Here is a 21410-nt window from a genome sequence, read left to right as displayed (position 1 = left end):
GATAATTCGATAATTCGATAATTCGATAATTCGATAATTTTAAAAAAAATGTCAATAAAAAATAACCTACTCGAAATAAAATCTTCGCTTCCGGAAAATGTAACTCTTGTTGCTGTTTCAAAAACAAAACCTGTTTCAGATTTGTTGGAAGCTTACGAAGCTGGTCAGCGAATCTTTGGAGAAAATTATGTTCAGGAATTAGTTGAGAAACATGAGCAACTTCCACAAGATATTCAGTGGCATTTTATTGGTCATTTGCAATCGAAAAAGGCTAAACTTATTGCTCCGTTTGTTGATTTAATTCACGGCGTTGATTCCTTGAAATTATTGGAAGAAATTAATAAACAGGCTTTAAAAAACGAAAGAATTATTGAATGTCTTTTACAAATTCATATTGCCGAAGAAGACACAAAATTCGGATTGGACGAAACAGAATTGAACGATTTACTAAATTCTGAAAAATTTAAAAATCTAAAAAACATTAAAATAAAAGGCTTGATGGGAATGGCAACGTTCACTGAAAACCAAAACCAAATTAAAAAGGAATTCCTTCATTTAAAATCGATTTTTGAGAAAATCTCAATTCTAAATTCTAACTTTTCAATTCTCTCAATGGGAATGTCCGGAGATTATCAACTTGCAATTGACAGTGGAAGTACAATGATTCGGATTGGAAGTAGTATCTTTGGAGGAAGAAAATAGAAACAAGAAGAAAGAGAAAAGACTTCGCAAAAACCTCTTAAACCGTAAACTTTTAAATTTAAGAATATTTACAGCATACTCGACATAGAAACCACTGGAGGCCAATTCAACGAAGAAGGAATCACGGAAATTGCCATTTATAAATTCGACGGACACGAGATTGTCGATCAATTTATTAGTTTGGTAAATCCCGAAAAGCCCATACAACCTTTTGTGGTCAAATTGACGGGCATCAATAACGCGATGTTGCAAAGTGCTCCAAAATTCTATGAAGTTGCGAAACGCATTATAGAAATTACCCAAGACACGATAATTGTAGCCCACAATGCTCAATTTGATTACCGAATCCTTCGCACCGAATTTTCTCGTTTGGGGTATAATTTTGAAAAGCAAAACCTTTGTACTGTTGAATTGGCTAAAAAACTAATTCCAGAACAGCCGTCGTACAGTTTAGGAAAATTGGTTCGTGCACTCGGAATCCCAATGGCCGACAGACATCGAGCTTCTGGCGATGCATTGGCAACGGTAAAGTTATTCAAGATGCTTTTGGATAAAGACTTGGAAAAGGAAATCGTAAAAACCTTTATCAAGACCGAAGTCGAAAAAAAACTGGAGCCAAAACTGCTGGATATTGTTTCGAAACTGCCCTCTACAACTGGAATCTATTACATCCACAAAGAGAATGGCGATATTATCTACATCGGTAAAAGTCGAAATATTAAGAAAAGAGTCAACCAGCATTTTACCGGATCGGCTCGAAAATGTAAAAAAATCCAAGCCGAAGTTTTTGATGTTTCTTTCGAAGAAACGGGTAGTGAGCTGATTGCACTACTAAAAGAATCCGAAGAAATAAAAGTCAACAAACCTATCTACAACAGAGCTCTTCGAAAGATGGTTTTTCCATGGTCGTTGTATTCTAAAATAGACAACAACGGTTATTTGGCCGTGACTCTAGAAAAATCTGATTTACGCAAAAAAGAAATAGCGTCATTCGCAACGCATCAGGAAGCACAAAACAAATTATTTCAAATTACCGAAAAATACAATTTGTGTCAGAAAATAAATGGACTTGATACTCCAAAAACGAATTGCTTTCCGTATCAAATCCAACAATGCAACGGCGCTTGTATCCAAAAGGAATCTGCCGAAGACTACAATATTCGTGCAACTGATTTTCTTGAAAACAACGACTATCAGAATCAAAACATGATCATCATTGAAAGGGGTCGAAATCTACAGGAAAAAAGTGCAGTTGTCCTCGAAAACGGAATGCTTCTGGGCTATGCCTTTTATGATTTGAACTATCAGATCAGCAATACAGAAGTGCTCAAAAATATCATTACGCCACTTCCAAGCAACCGAGATTCAAAAAACATTATTTTAGGTTATCTCAAAAAAAGCAAACACCACAAAATAGTTCGTTTTTAAAGTTACCAATTGCATCATATCATTTTAAGTTTTACTAAATTTGATAATAAAAAACTTGCTTTGGAAATTTCAAAAAAAGAACACATAAGAAAAAAGCTTCACGAAATCATTTATGAAGCCGATACTCCTTTCGGGAAACTTTTCGATTTGTTTCTTCTTGTACTCATTGTCATCAGCATCGTTGCGGTTATGCTCGAAAGTATGGCCGGGGTTTACAGCAAATATGGCAAGGAACTTGAAATAATTGAATGGGTCATCACCATTTTTTTCACGATGGAATACATCGCCCGGATCATTGCCGTTAAGCGACCTCTCAAATATATTTTCAGCACGTATGGGTTAATTGATCTGCTCGCGACTTTGCCAGCTTATATCGATTTGCTTTTTCCAGGATTACACTTTTTGCTTTCCATTCGAGCCATACGTTTACTACGTGTTTTCAGGATTTTAAAACTGGGTCATTTTGTTGGTGCCTCAAATCAATTAGTGGTTGCCTTGAAAAAAGCTAAGCTTAAAATTGCCGTCTTTTTGTTCAACGTCATTGTGCTCTGCATCATTCTAGGAACCATAATGTTCATGATTGAAGGTCCTGAAAATGGTTTTACTAGTATCCCGATGGGCATCTATTGGACCATCGTAACCCTCACTACCGTTGGTTTTGGCGACATCACTCCACAAACTCCTTTCGGTCAATTCGTTTCAGTCATCATCATGATTCTAGGTTACGGTATCATTGCAGTTCCAACAGGTCTGGTCACGGCCGAATTCATGTCGAGAGACAAAACCATACACGATAACACACAAGTTTGTCCTAATTGCAGTGCCGATCATCATCGTAACGACGCAGGATTTTGCTATAACTGTGGACATTCCTTAAACGATTAATTGCTTTTCCAAGTAGCTAATCCGGCTCTACACTACAATTCCTCATTTCAAAAGCTGTTTTTCTAAGCCATAAAAGGAGCTTCCGTTGGTCGCTCTTTTCTTTCAAGAAAAACTAGCTTTTGAAATTCCGGGATTTCCGTTTCCATCCGGGCTAATCAGTGCAACAAAGGAAGATTATTTTAAAAATCAACAGCAGAATTTTCAAAACCGTAGCATAAAAGGTAACTTTGCTTTAATGAAGAAATTAATCACCATCATTGGCCCTACAGCCATCGGGAAAACAGCTTTGAGCATCAAGCTGGCCAACCATTTCAATTGCGAAATCATTTCCTGTGATTCACGCCAGTTTTTCAAAGAAATGGAAATTGGGACGGCCGTTCCTTCAAAAGAGGAGTTAGCTTCTGCCCCACATCACTTTATACAGAACAAATCCATCTTTGAAAATTATACCGTTGGCGATTTTGAAAAGGAGGCGCTTGCTAAATTGGATGACCTGTATCAAACCAATGATTATGCGATTCTTGTTGGTGGTTCAGGACTGTACGTTGATGCTATTTTAAAAGGGTTTGATTATTTTCCAGAAATCGACAGTTCCGTTCGAGAAGAAGTCAACCTAAATTATGAAGAATTTGGAATTGAATTTCTACAGCAAAAATTACAAAAATTGGATAACGATTATTTCAATTCAATATCAAAAGAAAATCCTCAGACTTTACAGAATCCACAACGTATGATGCGTTTTGTAGAAGTTTGCATTGGAACAGGAAAGCCTTATTCTTCTTTCTTGAATCAGAAAAAAAATCCTAGAAATTTTACACCAATAATTATTGGTTTGGAAGCTGACAGACTAGAAATGTATGATCGAATTAATCTTCGTGTTGATATGATGATGCAAGCTGGTTTATTGGAAGAATCAAAAAAATTATATCCAAATAAAACTTTGAACGCCTTACAAACTGTTGGATATCGAGAGTTATTCAGTTACTTTGATGGAGATTTCACCTTGGATTTCGCCATTGAAGAAATCAAAAAAAATACCCGCCGTTTTGCAAAACGACAAATGACGTGGTTCAAAAGAACGGAAAATGCAAAATGGTTTGATTATAAAACTGACTTCGCAAAAATTATTGATTATATAAAAGAAAAGTAATGCCAATAGCTCAAAATTTTACATCTGTTTTCAGCAAAGACTGGGAAATCAACTTTACGCAATGCACGCCAAATGGCTATTTAAAATATACCGACTTGTGTAATATTTTACAATTGACCGCTGGTGATCATGCAGAAGTGGGTGGAATCAGTTTTACCGATATGCAGGAATTCAATCAGGCTTGGGTGATGAGCAGGATGCGTCTTGAGATTGAATCGCTACCAAAATGGAGGGATATTGTTACGGTGAAAACCTGGATTGTTTCCCTAGAAAACTCGCGTTCTGTAAGGGCTTTGGAATTATGGGTCGGTAATAAGAAGCTGATTGGTTGCGAAACTTTTTGGGCCGTTTTCAATACAAAAATCCGTAGACCGGAAGCTCTAGCTTTACCACATGAGCATTTTGAAAAATTTCCGGAACGCTTTTCAACTTTGGAAAGAGTGAAGAAAGTTGACTTGTATGAGGATATGAAAAATGTGAACAATAGAAAAGTCGTACTTTCTGATTTGGATATTGTGAACCATGTAAATAATGTGAAATATCTGGAATGGTGCCTGGATTTACTGGATTACAAAACGATTTTGAAGCAGAAGATTTCTACTATTGATATGAACTTCATGAAGGAATTGATACTGAATGATGAAGTTTCTATCAAGTCTTTTAAAAATGAAAACAGCTCAACTTATGCTATTTTGAAAGATGAAAAAACTTGTTTTGCTTTAGAAGTTCAATACAAATAAATAATGCCACAGATTAAAGGATTTGAATGATTTATTTTAATCTCTCACAATCTCTTTCGGTAATATACTTACTAGCCCAGATTGTAGTGGAAAGCTTTTTTGAAAAACCGACATTTTTTGCAAAATAAAAAAAGCGACCAACGGAAGCTCTTTTTTATTTTAGCAAAAAAGGAGGTTTGAAAAAAACTTGAAACGGAAAGCTGGAATAGCTTCTAAAAAAGCATAAAAAAAGCTCCGATTTCTCGAAGCTTCTCTTAATTTATTCTGTTGCAGCTGGCTTGTTTTTTACTACCAATCTGAAACCTTCTCCGTGAATGTTGAGGATTTCTACCTCTTCGTCCTGTTTTAGGTATTTTCTCAGTTTGGCGATGTAAACATCCATACTTCTTGACGTGAAGTAGTTGTCGTCTCTCCAGATTTTTGTTAGGGCAAGTTCTCTCGGCATTAAATCGTTTTCATAAATGGCTAACATTTTCAATAGTTCATTCTCTTTTGGAGAAAGTTTTATTGGTTCTTCTTTTTTGAATGTTAGGAAACGTAGTTTTGAATTTAAGTGGAAATTTCCAATTTCGAATTCAAATTTAGTGGCGTCAGTTTTTACTTCTGATGCTTTTCTTTGAATGATTGCTCTGATCTTCATCAACAAAACTTCTGAATCGAATGGTTTATTGAGGTAGTCATCGGCTCCTACTTTGTATCCTTTCAAAACATCGTCCTTCATAGACTTTGCTGTTAGGAAAATAAGTGGAATTTCCTTGTTTTTTTCTCTGATTTCTTTTGCAAGAGTATATCCGTCCTTGTATGGCATCATAACATCTAGAATACACAAATCAAAAGTATCTTTTTTGAACTTTTCAAACCCTTCCATTCCATTTTTAGCAAGCGTTACCTCGAAATCGTTTAAGATTAAGTAATCTTTTAAAATTGATCCGAAATTTGGGTCGTCTTCTACTAAAAGGATTTTTTTGTTTTCAGTTTCCATATTTTAATTTATTAATGGTAATTTTATTATGAAGGTGCTACCCTTCCCTTTTTCACTTTCTACAGCAATTTGACCGTTGTGGTCGTCTATTATTCTCTTTACGTAAGCAAGTCCAAGACCATGGCCTTTTACGTTATGTATATCTCCTGTATGCTCGCGATAGAATTTTTCGAAAATTCTTTTTTGGGCTGTTTTTCCCATTCCTGCACCTTGATCTTTTATCCTTATGATGACAAAGTCTTTGACATTTTCTGTGTAAACATCAATTTTTGGTGCTTCTGGCGAATATTTTATGGCGTTGTCCAAGATATTTACTATAACATTTGTAAAGTGAACATCATTTAATAGAACGGAATTTCTTGTGGCTTCAAAATGTGTTTTTATAGTGCCTTGCCTGTCTTCGATAATCAAATTTACGTGCTCGATTGCATCTTCTACAATTTCATGAATATCTGTTGATTCCTTGCTTATATCCAGTTCTCGTTTTTCGAGTTTTGAAATTCTCAATACATTTTCGACTTGAGCGTGCATTCGTTTGTTCTCATCCCGAATCATTTGGAGATAACGTTGTGTTTTCTCCCGATCTTCAATAATTTTTGGATTTTTTATGGCATCCAGTGCCAGATTTATCGTTGCAATTGGTGTTTTGAACTCATGCGTCATATTGTTGATGAAATCGGTCTTGATTTCTGAAATCTGACGCTGTTTTATCAACTGGTTCAAAGCACTGCTGTATGCGATTATGATAATCAGTGTAAAAACTATCGACAATGTTGTTATTCCAATCAATTCTGAAAATAGAAACTTCTTTTTTTCAGGAAAACTCACTAAAAGCTGAAACTTACTTTTTCCGTCTGTGTCTGCAAAAACGGGTATCGAAAATGTTGAATTCTTATCAAACTTGAACTTATCCGATTTTATTTTTGTAGCCAAACCATTGCTGTAAATCCCAAATTCAAAAGGCGTTTCTACATCATAAAGCTTTAATTCCTTCTTTAGTATTTGATGTAATCTTTCTTTTGTAATTCTGTCTTTTAAAGGTTTTGTTTCTGTTATCCCTTTAAAAAATATTTCAAATTGAGCCTTATCCAAAAGCTCCATACTTCCCGATTGCTGAATTGTAATGTCGGGTGTTGTACTGTGCTGAATTTCCGATTTATCAAGTGAACCTCCAGAATAAATTTCTGTTTTACTTTTGGAAATAAAATTTTGAACTTTTCTTAAAGTATCACTTTTTTTATCAAAGACCGAAAGATTAATATTGTAATCTTCTGACGTTATGCTGTTTGAATAGATTATCGTCTTATTGGTAACTTTGTTCTTTTGAACTAAGATAAAATCTAATAATTCCGTTTCCGTCGGATCTTTACCTTTTTTTTCCTTTAGAATATTATACTGGTTAAGAATCGTGTAAACTTCTTGTTCTTTTAAATTATCAGCAACATTCCCAACAACTTGCTTTACATGGTATTTAAATTGCTCTTCGTTATTCTTAAAAGATGTATTGATCAAATACAACTGAACCAGAATAATCCCTATCAAGGAAAGGCTCATTAAAAAAACCAGTAAGCGAAACAATGTCTTATTCATACATCACAAAATTAACATTTTAACACTTGGCCTATTAATACATTAACCAAACATTAACACCTTTCATTATTTTTACATATTTTTCAATTCCATATAAATGGCATCCACCTGTTTATATGCTTTTTCTATGTCGATATTCTCAATGACAAAGTCGCTTTTTGCAATTTTCATTTCGTCTGTCCATTGGTTTTGAATTCGATTCATAATCGATTCATAATCAGAATTGTCCCTTTTCAAAACTCTTTCAATTCTTAAATCAAATGGCGCAACAACTGTAATAATTTTATGACAATCTTTATAACTTCCACTTTCAAATAAAATAGCGACCTCCTTAATTATAAAATCAAAATCACTTTTTTGCTCAACCCATTCATCGAAATGTTTTTTAACTAAAGGATGTATAATGCTGTTTAATTTTTGAAGTTTTTCAGGATTTTCAAAAACAATTTCGGCCAGTTTTTGCCTGCTTATAGATCCATTTTCTATAATTGAAGTTCCAAATTCTTCCACAACCGATTGGATTGTTTCTGGGAATTCCATTATTTTCTTTGCTTCTGTATCGGCAATGTAGACAGGAACACCTAGTGCTTGAAACTTTTTAGCAATTGTTGTTTTACCACTTCCAATACCGCCTGTGAGGCCTATTATTTTTGTCATCTCTTAGTTTTTAAAAAACAATTCTGGAAAAACTTCCTGTGGTTTTCTTTTCAAGATTTGGACCAGTATAAATGATTTTAGGAAACCAATACCATACCCATAAAACTGAATAAGTAGTGCTATTACTGAGAGTATTCCAATTTTCAAGCTTTTGTTTGAAGCTGTTGAAGTTATAAATAAAAGAAGGAAATACAATCCGTATGCATAGATTAAAAATGGAAAACCTAACAGCAAGATAATCGTTGAAACTATGAATCCTAGCAGAAATACTGTTGGAAAAAAGAAAGTCAGTTTATTGTATTTTGGATACCACGTATTTAAGATTGGTCGTGCTTTTCCAAATTTATTCACCTGTTTGTAAAATTTTGACCAATCAATTCTTCTTTTATGATATACATACGCAAGAGGAAACAATCTGGTTTCAAAGCCTATATTCCATAATCTTATCGACAAATCTGGATCTTCTCCAGGGTGGATGTTTCCAAAACCTTGGGATTCTTCAAAAGCTTTTTTTGAAATTCCCATATTGAAACTTCTTGGCTGGAATTTATCTATTTTTTCAGAACCTCCACGTATTCCTCCAGTTGTTAGGAAAGAAGTCATTGCAAAATTGATTGCCTTCTGAACATCCGAAAAACTATCCAAGGCTTTATCTGGACCTCCGAAGCAATCTACATAATTAGCTTTTAAAGCCTTTGAAACTTCGGTTAAATATTGTTTTGGAATGATACAATCGGAATCAAAAATGATGAAATAATCTCCTTTGGCATGACGCATTCCGAAGTTTCGAGAATCGCCCGGGCCTGAATTTGGCTTGAAGAAATAGGTTATATTCAATTTATTCTGGTAAGCATCGACTATATGTTTACATGGAATTGTTGAGCCATCTTCAATCACTACAATCTCAAAATCTTTATTAAAATCTGAAACTGACAAACTTTCAAGAAGTTCATCAATTTCATCTGGCCGATTGAATACGGGTATGATAAGCGAAAAAAACATAGCTTTAATTTTTAACAAATATAAGCATATAAAAAAAGCCACCCGAAGGTGGCTTTAAAAATATTAAAAGTTAGAAACTATTGTTTTACAACTTTTATAGTTTTCACTTGATTATCAGTTGCAACCTTAACCAAATAAGTTCCAGCTGCCAAATTAGACATATCAACTTGACCTTGAGTAGCATCTACTGATTTAGTAAGCACTTGCTGCCCTAGCATATTGAATACTTCTACATTTGAAATATTCTGTGTATAAGATAAATTCAATATATCTTTAACTGGGTTTGGATACAACTTAAAGTTTGCTATATCAAATTGCGAAGAAGATAGTGAAGCATCATATGCGGAAATCTTAAAGCTTCCTGATGCTCCGTTATAACCCCAAACTCTTACTAAAAGTTCTTCACCTGCTGTCAAACCTGAAAGAGATAATTTAGAAAAATTACCATCGCCATCATCTGTATTACAACCTAAGGATACAATAGAGCCACATTCACCTGAATAAACAGCTAAACCAGTATCTGTAAGTGTTGTACCTGTATTTGTTTTTGTTTCAACTGTTATTGTTCCTGAAGCTGGAACAATGAAACTAAACCAAACATCTTTACCATTATTGGCAAATTCATATGCTTCACATGAAGGGATTGGATCTGTGCTGTCTTTTGTAGCACCTAGATTTGTTCCTTCTATTTCATTCTCTGCGAAAACTGCTCCTACTGTTAATTCTTCAGCATTAATACATAAATCATTAGCTGGAGGACAAGCCACCTGATTCATTTCTGGACTTGTCAAAGTACAGTTTTCATCTTGATCATTTACTACAGTAAATATTACAGCCTCACCATTTGCATACGGTCCAAATGTAGCAATACCAGCTTCAGTTAGAACCTGAACAGCAGTTCCTTGATTATCTGAAACTGAAACAGAAGTTGCAGATCCTAAACTCGTCACATCAACTTCAACCATAAACTGCTCTCCGTTTTCACAATCAGAAACTACTGTGTAAGTTGCTTCTGCTGGCGTACAAGCAATAACTGACCATGCTAAAGTAAATGTTCCTGCACCTGACCATCCATCTTGTACCCAATAAACTGTTTGTTCTTCTCCTGTGTTATTTGCCCATTCTACAATTTTTTCATCACTATCATCATAACAATCAATAATGGTTCTATTATCACAATCTCCATAGAAAACAACATTTGCAGAGTCATAGTTATTTGTAGTTTGTCCAATACTTAGCGTTGACCCGTTAGGAACTACTATCGAGTAATATACATCTGGGTGTATGTTTTCTACTTCTTCACCATCATTGTTACATACATTTAAGTTAGTGTTTGTAGCACCTTCTGTAGAGGATTGTATTGGAGAAATTTCATTTGTCAAATCAATTGCAGTTTCGCAAGTATCATTAGCTGGTGGTGGTGGTGGTGTTCCAATACAAATATTAAATGTTGATGTACTGTTAGCAGCACCATAAGAGTAAATTCTTAAATAATAAACCTGATCAACAACAAGACCTGATGGATTGCTAATGTTTCCATCACTGCAAGAATTAGGCACTAGTGTTAAACCTCCTTCGCAGTCACCCGTCCAAAGTGAATGGTATAAATCTACATACGGAGTTACATCAAGAAGGGAAACTCTATGTGAGGTAGCCGTTGCTACAAAACTGTACCAAATGTCATCATTTGCATTACCAGAACATGTATTACCTGTAACAACTGATCCTGTAGCACCATTTAAAGTAGCTGATAAAACAGTATCACAAGTGTATGCTGTATTTAAAGCTAATTCTATTGCTCCAGAACAATTATCATTTGCTGGAGGACAAACCAACTGATTCATTGCTGGACTAGTCAACGTACAGTTGTCATCTTGATCATTCACTACCGTAAAAATAACTGGAGTGTTGTTTGGGTAAGGTCCAAAAGTTGCAATACCTTCAGCAGTTAAAACCTGAACAGCACTTCCTTGATTATCTGAAACTGAAACTGATGGAGCCGAACCTAAAGTTGTAACATTAACATCAACCATGAACTGTTCTCCATTTTCACAATCAGAAACTACTGTATAACTTGCTTCCGCAGGTGTACAAGCAAAAACTGACCAAGCCAATGTAAATGTTCCTGTACCTGACCAACCGTCCTGAACCCAGTAAACAGTTTGATCTGCTCCAGTTTCGTTAACCCATTCTATCACTTTATCATCATCATCATCGAAACAATCAATATTGGTTCTGTTATCACAATCTCCGTAGAAAATTACATTCGCAGAGTCATAACCATTTACTGTTTGTCCTATTGTAAGCATAGAACCATTAGGAACCAATACAGAATAATATAAATCTCCGTATGTATTTGCAACTTGTCCATTAGCACCACAAACAATTAAATTGTCATTTAATGCTCCAACTGTTGTTGAACTCAAAGGTGAAGTTTCGTTTGTCAAATCTATAGCATTCGAACAAAAATCTCCAGGTGTAGCAGTTCCAGTTGTAAAGCTATATTCAACGCAGCCTGTGGCTGAGCCAATAGTATTACTAGGAATAATATTAACAAAATATTGCGTTTGTTCTTCTAAAATACCAGGAATATCATAACTTGTAACATTACCTTCTAATTCTACATTAACAATATTAGAAGCCCCGCTTGTAGTACCAACTTGCAATAAATAAGAAGCAGCACCACCGGTTGCAGGAGTCCACACCAAATTGCCCGTTAAATTAGCCTCAGCATCTGCTGCTGGAGTAGTTAATTCGGCATCACAATTTGGAACTGTAGTAGCAGTAAAGTTAACTTCAAGTGCAATTCCTATTGCAATGTCATCCGTCCAATCGTCGTTATCATAAGATGTGATGGTAATTGTTGTAAATCCCGTTACATCCATGTCAATTAGATCGCCATAACAAACATCAGTTGTTACCACACCATCGATATCAATATCAAAAGTGTACCACTCTCCACAATAAAAATCAGACCCCAGTAAAGCATCTGAAATTTTTATAGAATTTAAAGTTCCGCTGTAACAATTCAGTTCCGACGAATTAATTGTCAGTACTGAATTGACATCTTCACCCTCCATAATAAACTCTTGCACACACGTTTGAGCATTGGCCCAAAAGGATGAAAGAATCATCGCTAATAAAAATGTAATTTTCTTCATATATATTAATTAAATGATAATTTAAAGCTAATATATTACTAATTATTTAAAATAATATAACATTAACATCTTTGAAGTTCTTTTTGAAAGTTATAAAAACAAAAAAAACCACCCGAAGGTGGCTTTTTTATTGGTATTCTTTTAAAATTACTGTTTTATAACTTTAACAGTTTTAATCTGATTTTCTGAAGCAACTTTTACAAGATATGCTCCTGATGCCAAGTTGGACATATCCACTTGACCTTCGGTAGCATTTACTGTCTTAGCAATCACCTCTTGACCTAACAGATTGAAAACTGAAACAGTCGTAATGTTTTGAGTGTAAGATAGTTTCATAATATCTTTAACAGGGTTTGGATAAACTCTGAAATTAGCAGTATCAAATTCATTAATTGATAATCCTTCTTCTACATTTACGCTGAAATCCACAGTCACACCATAAGATCCTGAGTAACATGGGTTTGGATCTGATTGACCTCCGTCAGCAGTTCCAATTCTCATTCTATGAACACCTACAGTTGCTTCTGCAGGAACCATGAATGTAGCATCTAAAGTAGTTGGGCTTGAAGCTGAAGACTCACCAGTAAATACTCTTTCTGACTCTTCAAAAACATAATCATCATTAAAATCGATCCATACGTGTACATCATATCCATAACTGCTTGTACCAGAACCTTGTGTATCAAATGTAATTTGAAGGTTAGTATCTTGCCCTTGCGTAATAGCGATGTTTCCTAGCTCAGTATTATCAGTATAAGTTTCGTCCTCATTAGGAAAATCTGTATCGCCTAATTGAATATTTGTTATTCCTAATCCATCTAAGCTTGTTGGAACTGAGGTACAATGACATCCTGTTGCAGCGGTTGAAAAACTGCCACCTGCACATCCAACTGCATCTCCAACAGTATTGTATGGTGTTAAAGTGTAGTAGTATGTAGTATTGAAATCACCTGTAAAGGTAACAGCTGTTATGTTTCCTACATTTTGATTATTTATAATATCTGTACCTCCAGAAGTTGTACCCAAAGAAACTTTGTATCCATCTGCTCCATCAACTGCTGTCCATTCAAACAAAGAAGCAAAATTTCCGCAATCTTCATTAACAGTAACATTCAAATCTTCTACACAACCAGGTACAACTGATGGAATAGGCTCCCATACTACATTATCAATATTAATGTAAATATATTCACCTCCAAGACCATGTTTGAAAGCTACATACTGATTAGTTGTGGTTGCTGTAAATGCAACTGTATAATCAGTAAAAATACCGTCATCAGATAGTTCAACTGTTTGAACCGGAATAAATGTGCTTGAATCTGTTAGATCAGACATTGTTCCTACTATCAATGAAGTTTCATTGTAAGTTCTTGCTTGAAACTTGATTCTGTGTGTTCCGTTAGGCAAATCAGCAAGTAATGGCGTTACAAGCATTAAATTTGCTTCAGTATCGTCTGAATTATACATTTCAACGTTGTCACTCCAAGAATATACTCTAATATAAGAATATGGAGTAGATGCTTCATTGATTGCTGTCCAACATATTGGAGCACTAACATTAGAATCAACAGTAAAATCTTCTTCAAAATCTCCAAATGCGGCACAAGCTGTTGTAAATGAAAAAGGACCAGCCCATGGACTTAGAGATCCTTCTCCACAGATTGCTTGAACATAAAATTGGTAAGCTGTATTTTCAGTTAAAGCATTTACTGCTAAAGTATTTGCTCCTACGTTAGACACAAGTGTACCCTCACCAGGCAAAATATTACCTTCGCCATATTCAACATTAAACGTTGTTGCATCTGAAGTCCATCCAAAAGTTGCTGATTCAGCCACAACACCAGTTGTATATAAAGTTGTTGGAGGAAGACAGCTTGGTGCTGGAACAATATTTACATTAAAATCTAACGTAATTCCATAGCCTCCGTTATAACATGGATTTGGTATTTGTTGACCACTATCTGCAGTACCAATTCTCATTCTGTGTATTCCTAGAGGAGCATCTGCCGCTACATTAAAACCAGCATTAAATATTGTTGGATTTGTTTCAGGACTAACTCCTGTAAATACTTTTTCACTTGCATCAAAATTATAATCGTCGTTATAATCAATCCAAACATGAGTATCATAAGTAAAACCAGTTTCAAAAGTAATTTGAACATTGGCCATTACATTTTGAGCCAAGTCTATTGTTTCTACTTCTGTATTATCAGAATATGTTACAGATTCTATTGGAAAATCTGTTGTACCAATTCTAACATTTGTGATTCCATCACCATCAATTTGAGTTGGATTAGGCAATGACTCACAGAAACATCCGTCTGGAGCAGTTGCAAAACTGTCAGAAAAACATCCTGTAGCATCTCCGAAAGTGTTGTAAGCGGTAACTGAATAATAATAGGTTGTATTATAAAGTCCTACAAATGTGTAATTAAAATTATTTCCTAAGTCAACATTATTCACAGCTTCTGTTCCTCCAGAAGTTGTTCCTATAGAAATTCTATAACCGTCAGCACCTTCAGCGGCACTCCATTCAAAATTGGTAGCAAAATTACCACAGCTATCGTCTGGCGTTACATTGATATCAGTAACACATTCTGGAATTACAGTTGGAACAGCCTCTAAAGAAAAATTATCAACGTGTACTGTTCTATACGTTCCGCCTAGACCGTGCTTAATTGCAACAAAATTTCCTGCCGCACCTTCTAAGGTTCTAGTAAATTCTTGATAGCTTCCTGTTAAAGCAATTGGATCTCCCAACATTACAAATGTTGACGCATCCCCAGGGTTAGTCATTGTACCAACTTGAATTGTACCACCTGTGCTATAACTAAAAGCTCTGAACTTTACTCTCATATCATCAAATGAGATAATGTTTGGAGAAACTAATAATAACTGCGCATTACTATCATCCGAATTACTCATTTCAATATGGTTTGTTGGACTGAAAGAGTCATAGTCAACAATATCTACATAAGCATATTCACTCGCTGAATTCTCGATTTTAGACCAGCACTCAGGTAAATCACCATCTGTAGTATCATCAAAAGTTTCAAGAAAATCTCCAATAGGATCACATGGCGTGGTGAACTTATATGGCCCAGCCCATGCACTTGTTGTGCTTCCACAGGAAGACTGTACATAAAATTCATATTCTGTTTGAGCATTTAATCCAGAAATCGGATATGGATTTCCAACTCCTGTTCCTGTACCAATTCCTGATCCTAATTCAAAACCTACATCACCATATTGTACATTAAATAGTGTAACTGAAGGGTTTGAAGCCCATTGCAAACTAGCAGAAACCGTAGTTAGAGCTCCTACTCCAAGTGCCAATGGATTTGGACATTCTTGTTGAATTCCTTCAAATATAATGTTTGGAACATAATTTGCTGTACCTCTTGTGGCATCAAAAGGGCCACCACCTTGGTTATTTGAAGGATCTGCAGGGTCAAAATTTACGGTATCAGAATAGGCATAAATAGAGCGCTGTCCGGATACTTGTGTATTATGAAAATCATCTCCAGAAGCATCATATTCTATTTGATTTTCATCAACTGCAACAACTAAATTACTATTTCCATCATAAGCAAACGGAGTATTCAATGTAATCGTTACCCACCCAGGAGTTCCAGGTGTTGGAATTGTAATTCCTCCAGCATAAACTTGCGTCAATTCAGCAATATCAACAAAATCTGTTGAATTTTCAAATGTTTCTTTATCCGTTTGACCTAAATAAACAACCAATTGCTGACTATTGTCAAAAGAACTTACACCTGAATAATACCACTTGATAGCAGTAATAGATCCTGATGCATTTATTTCGCTTGCGAGATAAATGGATTGAGCATAGGTGTACTCATAATAAGGTTCAAAAGGAAGACTTTGGGCTTGATTTGTGCCCTCTCCAATTTGAACTTGTGAGTACCCCCCAGACACCATTGCTAGAAACAGCAATAGCGAGAAAGTAATTTTCTTCATAATATATGTTTTTTGTTATTGGGATAAATTTAGGATATTATTGGGAAGCTCATTTAAAGTTTAGCTACAATTAAATCTTAATTTTTATTTTATTCGTTAAATAAAGATAATTTTAACTTAAAACACATTATTGCAACATGCTTTGTTTTTTTATTTAATTTATTTATAAAAAATAATAAGAGATAATACAAACTATATTATTCATTTTGTAAAATAAAAAAAGCCACCCTAGGGTGGCTTTTCTATCTATAAAATAAATTAGTTTACTGCTTGATAACCTTAAGTGTTTTAACTTGATTGTCTGAAGCAACTTTTACTAAGTAAGTTCCCATAGATAAGTTTGACATATCTACCTGTCCTTGTGTAGCATTTACTGATTTAGTCAAGACTTGTTGACCTAACATATTAAATACTTCAACTTTTGAAATATTTTGAGTATATGTTAAGTTTAATACATCCTTAACTGGGTTAGGATACACTTTGAAACCACTTGTATCAAACTGAGATGTAGATAGTGAAACATCATGAGCTGATATTCCAAACTCCCCAAAATTATTATTACCATATTCGTAAGCTCTAATGTAGAGTACTTCACCTGGAGTTCTACCTGTCAAAGTAACCTTTGAATAAGCGGTACCTGCATTATCATCATTACAATTAACTTGAGTAAGTTCTTCACATGAACCAGTATAAACCGTTATTACAGTATCAATTCCACTAGCACTTGTTGATGAATCACCAGTTTCGATAATTAAATTTCCTGAAGAAGGCACTTCTACAGAAAACCATATATCACCTCCTGCATAACCGAAGCATGTAGCCGGTGTAGCTTGAGAAGAGCCTGTAGCTCCAGAATTGTTAGCATCTGTAATTTGATCACTATATGAAGCACCAGGAGTTAAAGCTATTGCTCCTGAACACTCATCATTAATAGGAGGACAAGCGATTTGATTTATTACACCACTAGTCCAAACGCAAGTTTGATCTCCATCGTTCGCGTTTGTAAAAATCACAGGTGTATTATTTGGAAAAGGTCCAAAAGTTACTATCCCTGTTGCAGTAACTGTTTGTGGAGCACTTCCTTGATCATCAGAAACGGTTACAGAAGTTGCAGTACCGAAATCAGTAACATTAACATCAACCATAAATTGTTCTCCATTTTCACAGTCAGATACTACAGTATAAGTAGATGTTCCGTTTGTACAAGTAGGGAGACATTTGATTTTGAACACATGTGTTCTTGCTGTAGTTCCCTCACTATCAACCAAAAATAAATATTCTACTCCTGCTGTTAATATTCCAATAGCTTTTGTAGTTGCTGTTGATAAATCGTCGATACAAGTCCACCCTGTATTGTCACATGTTCCTGAAGCTTCTTTATAGAAATAATCTACATAGCTAAAGTTTGGAGTTACAGAAACAATCTCTAATTCATAAGCCCCAGTTTCTGTAGGAGTAAATGAGTATAAGTTTTCAACACCTGGCGTAGACCATCCACATGCCGCAACATTCCAAGCGCCATTACCTGCTGCAAATACAGCTGTCTGCTCTTCATTACAAGCCGCAATTACAGTAGCTTCATCGCAATTTGGAGGACAAACAGATTGTGTTGTAGATGGACTAGTCCATACACAAGTTTCATCATCATCATTTGCAGTTGTAAATACAACTCCAGTAGTATTCGGATAAGGCCCAAAAGTTAAGATACCTGTTGCAGATGTAGTTTGAGGCTCGCTTCCTTGATTGTCAGAAACGGTTACTGAACTCGCAGTACCTAAACTAGTAACATTAACATCAACCATGAACTGATCTCCGTTTTCACAATCAGAAACTACAGTATAAGTAGATGTTCCGTTTGTACAAGTAGGAAGACATTTGATTTTGAACACATGTGTTCTTTCAGTAGTTCCCTCACTATCAATCAAGAATAAATATTCCACTCCTGCTGTTAATGTTCCAATAGCTTTTGTAGTTGCAGTTGATAAATCATCGATACAAGTCCACCCTGTATTATCACAAGTTCCTGATGCTTCTTTGTAGAAATAATCTACATAGCTAAAGCTTGGAGTTACTGAAAGAATTTCTAATTCATAAGCTCCTGTCTCAGCAGGCGTAAATGAGTAAAGTTTTTCAACACCTGGAGTAGACCATCCACAAGCCGCAACGTTCCAAGAACCATTTCCTGCAGTAAAAACAGCAGTATGTTCTTCATCACAAGCAGTAATAATTTCTGCATTTTCGCAATTTGGAGGACATACACTTTGTGTTCTAGCTGGACTAGTTAAAGTACAATCAGCATCTTGATCATTAGCTACTGTAAAAACAACTGATGTGGCATTAGGATAAGGTCCAAAAGTCGTAATCCCTGTTGCAGTAACTGTTTGTGGAGCACTTCCTTGATTGTCAGATACTGTAATTGAAGTTGCAGAACCCATATCTGTAACTTCTACATCTACCAAAAATTGTTCTCCATTTTCACAATCAGAAACTACGGTATAAGTTGCTTGAGCAGGAGTACATGCAATTACAGACCATGCCAAAGTAAATGTTCCTGTTCCTGACCATCCATCTTGAACCCAGTAAACAGTTTGAGAAGCACCAGTATCGTTAAGCCATTCAACCAGATCTAAATCACCATCATCAAAACATCTTATTGATGTCCTGTTATCACAGTCTCCATAAAAAACTACATTAGCTGAATCATAGCTATTGACTGTTTGTCCAATTGTCAGCATAGAACCGTCTGGAACAACGATAGAGTAATATAGATCTCCATAAATATTTGCAACTTCTTCATTTGAGTTATTACAAACAATCAAATTATCGTTTGTAGCACCAACAGTTGTAGATTGTAGCGGAGACGTTTCATTTGTCAAATCTATAGCATTGGAACAAAAATCCCCAGGTAAAGCCGTACCTGTTGTGAAACTATAAACCGTGCAACCTGTTGCATTACCATTTGCATTTGTAGGTGTAATAGTTACATAATAAGTGGTTTGCTCTGCTAAAAGACCTGGTATATCATAAGATGTAGCTAAACCTAAATCCAAATTGGCTACAACATCAGTACCTCCCGATGTTGTTCCCACAGAAAGAATATAACTTGATGGCAAACCTGTTGCAGGGCTCCAAGACAGAACTCCTGTTAGATTCACTTCTGCACTACCATCTACTGGAGATGTCAACGCAGCATCGCAATTTGGAGGAAGAGCTGTTACTTGAGTAATACTGATGTTATCTATCCAAAAATAGCAATCACCTGATGTCCAAGTTTCTCTCACTCTAAATTTAAAATCTGAGCCTTCTGGTAATGAAGCGCCTGGAACAACTGATGAAAAATCGGCACATTCCGTTACTGTAGAAGCAAGAATAGGATCACCAATTGCGATCCAGCTAGTTCCGTTATCTGCAGAATATTCTACATTAACCGTAAATCCAACACCATCACCTGCTGACCACTCTGTTGCTTTCCATTGGAATGCGACTGTCAAGTCTGTTCCATTGGAAGCCCCAACGTAATTAGGAGAGGTAAAATTTCCAGTTGTTGAAAAAGCATAAAGATTATCTCTATATGCATGACTACCCTCACATGGAGTTGTAGTTGTTGATCCGAATCCTCCTACCTGAGTCCACCCAGTAGGAATTGTCGCAGAATTCAGTCCTTCGATTATACCAATTTGAGCATTGGCACTAATAAATGCGAAGAAGCTGAAAAAAATCCAAGTAATTTTTTTCATAATAAAAATAGTTTTTGTTAATCAGTGCTAATATATGATTTTTTTTAAGACACCAATAGTTTAATTCATAAAAAAAACCTCCCAAAGGAGGCTTTTTTTTTATTGCACAAATTTTACTTGTTAAACTAGCAGTATTGAAAAATTTATCTGAATCTTATTTCAGACTTTCAATCCCTACCATTTCATTAGTATCAGATTCATAATTGACATCCTGAACATCAAATCCAAATAGATTATAAAAATCTTTCCTGTAACCTTCCAAATCACCGATTTCAGACAGGTTTTCAGTCGTAGCCTTTTCCCACAATGCTGCCACTTTTTCTTGAATATCATCACGCATTTCCCAATCGTCAATTCTGATTCTTCCTTTTTCATCAGTAGGAACTTCTTTCCCTGCATACAATCTGTCTTGATACAATCTTTGGATCTGCTCGATCGTTCCTTCATGAACACCTTCTTCCTTCATTATCTTATACAACAAAGAAATATAAAGTGGAATAACTGGAATTGCAGAACTGGCCTGTGTTACCAATGCTTTATTAACCGAAACATACGCTTTACCGTTAATATCTTTCAAGCTATCTGTAATAGAAAAAGCAGTTGCTTCAAGGTGATCTTTCGCTCTACCGATTGTTCCTTTTCTGTAAACTGGTTCGGTCAATGATGGTCCTATATAAGAATATGCAACTGTTATAGCTCCATCTGCCAAAAGGTTTTCAGCCTTCAAAGCATCAATCCACATCTGCCAATCTTCTCCACCCATAACGGCTACTGTATTTTCAATATCATCTTCTTTGCTAGGCTCAATTGATACCTCAGAAACTTTTCCAGTATGAAAATCTACAGTTTTGTTCGTGTAAACATTCCCTATCGGTTTCAAAACCGAACGATGCGTAATCCCCGTATTTGGATTTGTTCGAACCGGAGAAGCCAAACTATATATAACCAAATCAACCTGACCTAAATCAGCTTTAATCATATCTAGAGTTTCTCTCTTTACTTCGCTAGAAAAGGCATCTCCATTGATGCTTTTTGCATACAAACCTGCTTTGTGGGCTTCGGTTTCAAATGCCGCTGAATTGTACCAACCTGGTGAAGCTGTTTTTCCTTCACTTGGTGGCTTTTCAAAAAACACACCTATTGTTCCTGCATCAGAACCAAAAGCACTTGTAATTCTTGAAGCCAAACCAAATCCAGTTGAAGCTCCAATTACCAAAACTTTTTTAGCCCCATCAATTTTTCCTTTTGACTTTACATATTCTATCTGATTTTTTACGTTTTGCTCAGCACCTTTTGGATGTGCAGTCAAGCAAATAAATCCTCGCATTCTTGGTTCTATAATCATAAGATATCTATTCTGTTTATATTTTTTTTTGCTTTTTTTTGTAGTTTAAT

Annotated in this window: 13 protein-coding genes; 5 read left to right on the top strand and 8 right to left on the bottom strand. The window is 35.4% G+C overall.

Going from position 1 to position 21410, the window contains the following annotated elements; translation table 11 throughout:
• The first annotated feature begins 48 nt into the window (after nucleotides 1-48).
• From ACI6PS_RS04990 to ACI6PS_RS04970, 5 genes are all read left to right on the top strand, one after another.
• Nucleotides 49-702, top strand: a complete 654-nt coding sequence (locus ACI6PS_RS04990) for a YggS family pyridoxal phosphate-dependent enzyme (RefSeq protein WP_421011450.1) — start codon at nucleotides 49-51, stop codon at nucleotides 700-702.
• A gap of 66 nt (nucleotides 703-768) precedes the next feature.
• Nucleotides 769-2130 carry an exonuclease domain-containing protein gene (locus ACI6PS_RS04985; RefSeq protein WP_421011479.1) on the top strand — a complete coding sequence of 454 codons (1362 nt, stop codon included), beginning with the start codon at nucleotides 769-771 and terminating at the stop codon, nucleotides 2128-2130.
• A 60-nt stretch (nucleotides 2131-2190) separates the two neighbouring features.
• Complete coding sequence (locus ACI6PS_RS04980) at nucleotides 2191-3015, top strand: ion transporter (protein ID WP_421011449.1); 825 nt, start codon at nucleotides 2191-2193, stop codon at nucleotides 3013-3015.
• A gap of 235 nt (nucleotides 3016-3250) precedes the next feature.
• Nucleotides 3251-4165, top strand: coding sequence for a tRNA (adenosine(37)-N6)-dimethylallyltransferase MiaA (gene miaA / locus ACI6PS_RS04975; RefSeq protein WP_421011448.1), 915 nt, complete (start codon nucleotides 3251-3253; stop codon nucleotides 4163-4165).
• Complete coding sequence (locus ACI6PS_RS04970) at nucleotides 4165-4905, top strand: acyl-[acyl-carrier-protein] thioesterase (protein WP_421011447.1); 741 nt, start codon at nucleotides 4165-4167, stop codon at nucleotides 4903-4905. The genes miaA and ACI6PS_RS04970 overlap by 1 nt, the downstream gene beginning before the upstream one ends.
• A gap of 259 nt (nucleotides 4906-5164) precedes the next feature.
• Here the strand turns inward: ACI6PS_RS04970 and ACI6PS_RS04965 are convergent, their stop codons facing one another.
• The 8 genes from ACI6PS_RS04965 to fabV all read right to left on the bottom strand — a co-directional run bounded on the left by ACI6PS_RS04965 (nucleotide 5165) and on the right by fabV (nucleotide 21360).
• Nucleotides 5165-5887 (bottom strand): response regulator transcription factor, encoded by a 723-nt coding sequence (locus ACI6PS_RS04965; protein ID WP_421011446.1) that lies wholly within the window; start codon nucleotides 5885-5887, stop codon nucleotides 5165-5167.
• Between the two features lie 3 nt (nucleotides 5888-5890).
• Nucleotides 5891-7477 carry a sensor histidine kinase gene (locus ACI6PS_RS04960; RefSeq protein WP_421011445.1) on the bottom strand — a complete coding sequence of 529 codons (1587 nt, stop codon included), beginning with the start codon at nucleotides 7475-7477 and terminating at the stop codon, nucleotides 5891-5893.
• 72 nt (nucleotides 7478-7549) lie between these two features.
• Nucleotides 7550-8134: a dephospho-CoA kinase gene (gene coaE / locus ACI6PS_RS04955; RefSeq protein WP_421011444.1), complete on the bottom strand. Its 585-nt coding sequence runs from the start codon at nucleotides 8132-8134 to the stop codon at nucleotides 7550-7552.
• A gap of 3 nt (nucleotides 8135-8137) precedes the next feature.
• The gene (locus ACI6PS_RS04950; protein WP_421011443.1) at nucleotides 8138-9136 is read right to left on the bottom strand and encodes a glycosyltransferase; all 999 of its coding nucleotides are present in this window, start codon (nucleotides 9134-9136) and stop codon (nucleotides 8138-8140) included.
• Between the two features lie 77 nt (nucleotides 9137-9213).
• On the bottom strand, nucleotides 9214-12297 hold the full coding sequence (locus tag ACI6PS_RS04945; protein WP_421011442.1) for a T9SS type A sorting domain-containing protein: 3084 nt from the start codon (nucleotides 12295-12297) through the stop codon (nucleotides 9214-9216).
• A 147-nt stretch (nucleotides 12298-12444) separates the two neighbouring features.
• A complete protein-coding gene (locus ACI6PS_RS04940; protein ID WP_421011441.1) occupies nucleotides 12445-16278 on the bottom strand; it encodes a GEVED domain-containing protein in 3834 nt (1277 codons plus the stop codon).
• A gap of 263 nt (nucleotides 16279-16541) precedes the next feature.
• Nucleotides 16542-20015: a T9SS type A sorting domain-containing protein gene (locus tag ACI6PS_RS04935; RefSeq protein ID WP_421011440.1), complete on the bottom strand. Its 3474-nt coding sequence runs from the start codon at nucleotides 20013-20015 to the stop codon at nucleotides 16542-16544.
• A 154-nt stretch (nucleotides 20016-20169) separates the two neighbouring features.
• On the bottom strand, nucleotides 20170-21360 hold the full coding sequence (gene fabV / locus ACI6PS_RS04930; protein ID WP_421011439.1) for an enoyl-ACP reductase FabV: 1191 nt from the start codon (nucleotides 21358-21360) through the stop codon (nucleotides 20170-20172).
• Nucleotides 21361-21410: the final 50 nt, after the last annotated feature.

Origin of the sequence: Flavobacterium sp. PLA-1-15 (assembly GCF_049060005.1) — a bacterium.
Taxonomy (GTDB): domain Bacteria; phylum Bacteroidota; class Bacteroidia; order Flavobacteriales; family Flavobacteriaceae; genus Flavobacterium.
This window is presented reverse-complemented; position numbering and strand designations above follow the sequence as displayed.